Annotated in this window: 4 protein-coding genes; all 4 read left to right on the plus strand. The window is 58.3% G+C overall.

Translation table 11 applies throughout. The annotated features are described in order from the left end of the window. Positions 1-157: 157 nt before the first annotated feature. The 4 genes from H1B37_RS17615 (at position 158) to H1B37_RS17630 (ending at position 7,190) form a co-directional block, all read left to right on the plus strand. Positions 158-1,366: an alpha/beta hydrolase family protein gene (locus H1B37_RS17615; RefSeq protein ID WP_182867968.1), complete on the plus strand. Its 1,209-nt coding sequence runs from the start codon at positions 158-160 to the stop codon at positions 1,364-1,366. Between the two features lie 145 nt (positions 1,367-1,511). Continuing rightward, positions 1,512-3,698, plus strand: coding sequence for a right-handed parallel beta-helix repeat-containing protein (locus tag H1B37_RS17620; RefSeq protein ID WP_182867969.1), 2,187 nt, complete (start codon positions 1,512-1,514; stop codon positions 3,696-3,698). Between the two features lie 40 nt (positions 3,699-3,738). Further along, complete coding sequence (locus H1B37_RS17625) at positions 3,739-5,259, plus strand: hypothetical protein (protein ID WP_182867970.1); 1,521 nt, start codon at positions 3,739-3,741, stop codon at positions 5,257-5,259. Positions 5,260-5,609: 350 nt separating this feature from the next. Further along, positions 5,610-7,190: an alpha-L-fucosidase gene (locus tag H1B37_RS17630; RefSeq protein WP_182867971.1), complete on the plus strand. Its 1,581-nt coding sequence runs from the start codon at positions 5,610-5,612 to the stop codon at positions 7,188-7,190. The last annotated feature ends 485 nt before the right edge of the window (positions 7,191-7,675 follow it).

The following is a 7,675-nucleotide window of genomic DNA, read 5'->3' on the forward strand; positions in this document are numbered from 1 at the left end:
CATCTATCACCGATTTATCGTAGCCACCTTCGCCAGAAGGTGGTTCCTCGCTGCCGTCCACCGATTTATCGTAGCTACCTTCGCCAGAAGGTGGTTCCTCGCTGCCGTCCACGCTCTGGTGAGCGTAGCTACGTTGAAGAGCGGTTTTGCCAACAGGATGCTTACCAGCCTGCTTCTGGGCCCGCTTCTAAGCGTCGCCTGTGTCGCCGATGCAGACGACTTCGCATCCAAACGCGCCGACGTGCTCGCGCTGGGCCAACTCACTCAGCCACCGGCGATGATCGATGCGGAAGGATTCGAACGCACCGAAACGATCCGAGCGATCTATTACGACGCATTGGACTATGAAGGCCGGCCGACCAAAGTGTTTGCGTGGCTGGGCTTGCCATCCAATCCCAGTGGGAAGGTTCCGGGCATCGTGCTGGTTCATGGCGGCGGTGGAACGGCGTTTCGTCAGTGGGTCGAAAAATGGAATGAAAAGGGTTTCGCCGCGATCGCGATCGCGCACGAGGGACAGGTCGAACACCGCGAAGCATCGCGAAAGTGGGCGAAACATCAATGGCCCGGTCCCTCACGTCCGGGGCACTACAAGGACGTTTCCAAACCGCTGCAGGATCAGTGGATGTATCACGCGTTGGCCGACACCATCCTGGCCAACTCGCTGTTGCGTTCCCTACCGGAGGTTGACCAGGACAAGGTTGGAGTGATGGGGGTTTCGTGGGGCGGTGTCATCACCAGCACGGTGATGGGGATCGATACGCGTTTCGCGTTTGCCATTCCGACCTATGGGTGCGGAAAGATGGCCGATGTGGACAACCACTGGGGCGCCGCCTTGGGGGACAACACGTTCTATCGCCAGGTTTGGGACCCGCTGCACTACCTGCCCAACGCGACGATGCCGACGCTATGGTTTTCATGGCCGCAAGACAATCACTTTCCGCTCGACAGCCAGGCGGCCAGCTATCGTGCGATGAGTGGCGAGTTCCTGGTCGCGCTGCTGCCCGGTATGAGACACAGCACGGCGGCCGCTTGGAATCCGCCGGACAGCTACGCCTTTGCCGAAAGCGTCGTCCGCGAAGGAATGCCGTGGTGCCGCCAGATCAGGACACAGTTAAACGGAAGTTCCGTTCAGTTCACGCTATCGTCGTCGAAGACCTTAGAGCACGCGGTGCTGATCTCGACGACTGACACCGGGTACACAGGCAATCGCACCTGGATCGAATCTCCCGCTTCACTGACTCGAAAAGAGGATCATTGGGTGGCGACCGCGGATTTGCCCGATCACACGACGTCTTGCTTTGTAAATGTCGAATCCGGAGATCTGACGATTAGTTCGCAGTACGTTGAAGTTCAACAGCGTCCGTGAGGAATGGTTTCAGCGACCGTCGGTGTCTAGCCTTTAGCCGATTTCCGTCGCTGCGAAGCAGCGACAGGGCGCGGCGAAAGCCTGTACACCAGCCGTTTTTACCCTAGTCTTTCGTATCAGTGCTCTCTTTACCATTGCCGAAACAATGAGACACTCATTCATCGTGCTACTGACGCTGGCGATCCTGACAGCGGACAGAACAACCAGCGGTGCTGCCGATCCCCAGGCGGACTTCTTCGTGTCTACCTCCGGATCCGATCGCTGGTCCGGCACACTGGCGGCGGCCAACGCGGAGTCAACCGATGGCCCATTCGCCACGCTCCAGCGGGCTCGCGATGCCGTCCGCGAACTGCAAAAGACAAAGACGTCCGACATCATGGTCCTGATCCGTGGAGGAACCTATTGCCTTGAAAACACGGTCGTGTTCGGTATGGCGGATTCAGGGACGACCGATACCACCGTGACCTATTCCGCCTACCCGGGGGAAACTCCCATCTTCAGTTCGGGACAGGAAATCCAAGGCTGGAAAAAGGTCGAAGTAGAGTTGCCTGGCCTGCCCGATGAAGCCGCCGGCAAACTGTGGGCCGCCGATGTGTCGGAGCGGTTTTTCACGCTTTATGACGCCGAGGGCATGCTGCCTCGCGCTCGTTCGGCAGGCTTCATCCCTCTGCCCGGCGGCAGCCGCAACCGGCTGCATTATCCCAAAGGCAAGTTGAAAGCTTGGCCGAACGTGCAAGATGTGGAGATCGTGGTCCGTCCGCATCACGCATGGATCTCCAATGTGTTGTCGCTGGAGTCTGTTGACGAGCAGCGGCAAATGGCTCAGACGTCGATCGACGCCACCTACGCGATGAACCCGCTTCATTTCCTGAAGACAACCGAATCGTGTTGGGTGGAAAACGTACTCGAAGAACTCGACGAGCCAGGCGAGTGGGTTCTCAACACCGAGCAAGGAAAGGTCTACCTTTGGCCGAGAGGAAAGTTTCCTCCCGCGTCACCCGTGTTGGCGCCGCGGTTGCTGGAATTGATCCGCATCGAAGGCGAAATCGACAAGCATGGTCCTAAGGATGTCCCTGTGCGAAACCTCTGTTTCCGCGGTCTGACGTTCATGCATGGCGAACGGTATACCCTGGCCGAAGACGATGCCGGGTTGCAACACGACTGGGACATGCTGGACAAACCCAACTCGCTCGTTCGATTGCGCGGCACGGAGAACTGTTCGATCGAACGATGTCATTTCGCCCACAGCGGCAGTGGTGCGATCCGCGTGGATTTGCACGGCCAAGGCAACAAGATCACAGGAAATCACATCGAGCATCTGGGCGGAGGCGGCATTCTTCTGTGTGGTTACGGTCCGGGCACCAAGGATGTCAACGGCAACAACCTGGTCTACAACAACCACATTCATGACCTGGGAAAAATCTATTTGCATTCACCCGGCGTGATGATCTGGCAAAGCGGCCAGAATCGTGTGGCAAATAGCCTGATTCACCACATGCCGTACTGCGGAATGATTGTCTCCGGCTGCATGACGCACTTCTTTGACAAAAACGGCCGCGAGTTGAGCCGCACGATCCGCAGGCACGAAATCGAAGGCCTGCCGAGACAACCGACGCTGGAGGATGTCCGGCCCTACCTGCATTCACACGACAACCTGATCGAATCGAACGAGATTCACAACGTGATGGAAACGATGGGGGACGGCAACGGCATCTACATTCGCGGCGCGGGAGCCGGAAACGTGATTCGCCGCAATTACATCCATCATCTAGTGACCCCGATGCTGATGCAAGCGGCGATCCGAACCGATGGAGGCCAACGGGACACGCTGATCGCCGAAAACTTGATCTACAAGTGCATGGCGCAGGGGATCATTCTGAAGCTGAACAACGCCTGCGAAAACAACATCGTCGCGGATGTCTTGGCGCCGCCGCGCGGCTATTACCTCTCACTGCGAGAGGGGCCGATGACAGGAGCGACCATCCGACGCAACATTTTTTATTCCACCGGCAAAGACACCGTCTTTATCGACGAGCTGCCCGCCGGTCGCGGTCGAAAGACCGAGGATAGCCGGGGAAGGGCGTTGGCCAGGGCAAAGGATGCCGAAACGGATTACAACCTCTACTTCTGCACCACCGACCCACAACTGGGCGAGCAGGTGCTGGCGAAAAACCAACGCGACGGAATCGACAAGCATAGCTTGGCCACCGATCCGTTGTTTGTTGACCCTGAAAACGGCGATTTCCGATTCCGCCCCGATTCACCGGCACTAAAACTGGGCATGGTGCCCATCGACCTATCGAAGGTCGGATTGATTCCGCAACAACCGTAAGCAAAACCGACGCCTGTCATTCACCCCCCCAACGAAACGCATGAACCTACGCTCCCTTTCGCTCATCGCCGCGCTGCTTGCCGGTGCCCAACTCCACGCCGCCGATTGGACGATCGACAGCGCCGACGACTGGAAAACGAACATCCAATCCGCCGAAGGCGCGACGGTCGCTGGTGGCTCGGTATCGCCGACCGCAAAAACCGCGACCATCGTCACGCGGATTCACACCTCGGACGAAAAACGTTCCGCCAAATCGCTCGTCATCGACCAGTCGCCGATCTGGCAGAACTGGAACCCGATCGAAAACCTCGGTCCGTCAAACCTGGCCGATGCCCCAGTCTTGCTGACCGTGGGGCCGGACAACTACTGGATGTTTGGCCGCTACGGAGGTGGCAAACCTGGGCGAGCGAAAGGTCAGAAACAGGGGGCGAAATCGGCGTCCTTCAAACCGGAACCGGTGACGTTGGAAGGCTTCGACATCCCGCTGCAAACCACGCGGTTCCCCAATCAGTTCGACGCGCCCGGCGGACTCAAGCCCGGCAAAGGCGGATACCACGCCTGGCAGAGTCGCGATATGAAGAATTGGGTCCATCACGGTCCGGTCACAGAAACATTTTCGAAATGGGTGACCAGCGCTGAATGGGTCGATGGCAAGGCGTTGATCTACTACGACTTCCCCAACGACCAGGATCCGCACGTCTATGTCGACGAGGATTTGTTTGACGGCCAACCAGGGAAAAACATGGGGATGGCGGTCAAAGATCCTTCCCACGGCAGCGATGCCGGGTTCATTCGCGACCTGCAGGGCAACATGCATGTCATTATCGAGGACTGGAGCCCGATCAGTGCCAACAAGCGTTCCTGGGACTCGCCGCTGGCCGGGCACGCCGTCAGCCCGAATGGAATCGACGGGTTTGTCTTTCGAGAACCGGCCGTCGACAACCGCACCACCCCGACCGGAAAGATCGGCACGTACAAGCACCCGCACTGGGCCAAGGAGGATCCGAAGAACTACAAAACCAACGTTGCGGAGTACAACATCCACGAACCCGAACAGGAAGCTTATGGCGATTGGGCAGCGATTTGTATCGGCGGCCGGTATTACCTGTTCGGTGACTACGACCCGGCAGGCGGACACGAGATGAGTGTGGGCTGGTTCACATCGCCGTCGATCGATGAACCGTTCACCTGGTGCGACAACATCGGCAAAGGGCACCCCGATCCGGACGTCGCATTCGCCGAAGGGCAGTTCTACCTGGCCACCCAACAAAAGACCGACTTCGTCAGCCCCGGGCCGTGGGTGGAATCGGTCGAAGCACGTGTCGGCGTCGATACGGACAACGACGACAAGATCGACCGGTGGACCGACTGGACCGAAGTCAAAGAAACCTACGACTACATCCCGGGGTTCTCAAAGCAAATCGCAAAGACACCCGCCGAACTGGACCTCGCGACCCTGCCGGCCGGCTACGGTTTCCAAGTCGAACTGCGCCTGACCGATACCACGGACAACAAATCCAAACCGATCATCCAGCGGGTCTCGCTGTCGTTCACCGAGTGAGTCGGGTGGATAGGTGTCTGCGAGCGTACCGAACAGCGGATTCGATCCGTCGCTCGACGCCAGCCCGCGTGCCCCCACCATTCTGCCACCCCATACGGATCAAGTTAAGGCTTCGAGCGTTAAGCAATTGAAGTCACCCTCCCTCTGGGAGGGGCGCGGAGGAGTATACGACGACGCGGGGAGGGTTCGTTGTGGCTCGAAAGCACTCAAACATCACCAATCGCCTCTCCCGTCGCTACGCTCGACCCTCCCTGCCAGGGAGGGTTTCGTCTTAACTTGGTGCGTATGCCCCGAATCATTCTGCCACCCTATCCTGTTTGTCAAAACGCCCTTTCAACTCGCGTTGCTGCATGAACCTACAATCAACAACCAACCGTTTCATCCTGCTTGCCTTGGTCTGTTTGCAGGCACACGTCGCGATCGCAGCGGAGCCGCCCTACGACGGCAGTTGGGAATCGCTTCAAAAGATGCCCGTCCCGGCGTGGTTTGACGACGGCAAGATCGGCATCTTCATCCACTGGGGACCCTACAGTGCGATCGGATATCGCAAAGGCAATCGGGGTTATGCAGAACATGTTCCGAAGTTGCTATATGAAGAATCGACACACTATTACCTGTACATGCAGAAACGCTGGGGCGCGAGGCCTCCGGAATTCGGATACAAGGACATCATCCCCGAGTTCAAAGCGGAGAAGTGGAATCCGGACGAGTGGGCGGAATTGTTCCAAGAAGTCGGTGCCCGATATGTGGTGTTGACCGCGGAGCATCACGACGGTTGGGCCAATTGGGATTCCGATCTGACACGGTGGAACGCCGTCGACATGGGGCCGAAGCGAGATCTGGTCGGTGATCTTGGCCGTGCGGTTCGCAAACGCGGGCTGAAGTATGCCCCCTCCTACCATCGCGAACGTCACACAGGGTTCTTTGCAAAGCAAAAGTACGCCGTCCACAGCGAGCCTCGCGAGGACATTGCCGAAGAGATGCGGCGAGCTCCCGAGGCGGCGTCGCTGTATGGACCGTTCAGCTACGACAAGGCCTTTGTCGATGACTACGTGGCCCGCTGGAAGGAAATCCAGGACAAGTATCAGCCGGATTTTCTGTGGGTCGACGACTTTCCGATCTACACTCGCGACGGGAATCGTGTCCGCAGCGGAAAGATGAAACCGGAGATCAAATACTTTGACGACCGCGTACGCGTCATGATCACCGACTTCATGAACGACGCAGCGTCCCGTGGCCAGGAAGTGTACTGCAACAACAAAGGCGGCAATCGCAACTGGCCCGAGGGCGTCGGCTGCTTGGAAAAAGACAATCTGAAGCTCAAAGTGATCGGTCTGAAGTGGCAGAGTTGCACGACGTTCGGATCTTCGTTCGGCTACCTGGCAGGCGATCGGTACAAGTCCGTTGAAGACGTCATCCACGAGATGATCGAGGTGGTCAGTCGCAATGGGAATTTCCTGATCAACATCGGTCCCAAGGGAGACGGCACGCTCGTCCCCGAGCAAGTCGAGCGTCTTCGTGCCATGGGGAACTGGTTGGACATCAACGGGGACGCCATCTACGGAACGCGTTATTGGAAAGTGAGCGAGCAGCCGAAGGAACACCTGGCTTTCACCACCAAAGGCAAGACGCTGTTCGCCATCAAACTCGCCAAGCCAACGGCGCCGTTTATGATCGACGCCACTGCGGGTTGGGATGCGACAGAGGTGAAGTCCGTTCGGTTGCTCGGCAGCGAGGGCGACGTCGACTGGTCGATCGGGCCGGACGGGCTGCATATCACACCGCCGAGTGACCTTGGCAACAGCCAGTTCGCCTGGGCGTTCGAAATCGTCACGAATTCCCCCCAACACCAGCCCAACGCCATCGTTTCAGATTCCGATCAAGCCCTGAAACGAACCCGCAACGTCGATCTGGACGGCAACGACCGGTGAGAGGAGATTCACATTGGTGGACGTGGTGAATCAGACCGCCCTGCGGATGCCGGATCCGTTCGGCGGGTCGGTTGGTTGTGGGGAAGTGTTGCGTGTTCGGGCAACAAACGGTGCAAAACGATGGTGGCAAAACGATGGTGGCAAAACGATGGTGGCAAAACGATGGGGGCAAAACGATGGGGGCATCGATCGCGCGATGGGACCAATAGGACATGTAGGACTTATGGGTCCCATGGGGCCTATCGGCCCCGTCGAGTGCCGCCCCCTTCACCGCCGGGGTTGGAGCAAACGCCAGCGTGAATCCGGTTGACGTCGCCTCTTCGATGAATCTGACCATCACGCGGTGACGGCTTGCCGCCACCGCGTGATACCCCGTCGGCACAACTGACGCCGGATTCTTGGATTCGCTACGTACAATCGTCTCTTGCCAACCATGGTGGGCGTGCAAACGTCACCGTTTGTGCGCGACTTCGCACACGTTTGGC

This window comes from Stieleria mannarensis (assembly GCF_014154935.1).
GTDB lineage: Bacteria > Planctomycetota > Planctomycetia > Pirellulales > Pirellulaceae > Stieleria > Stieleria mannarensis.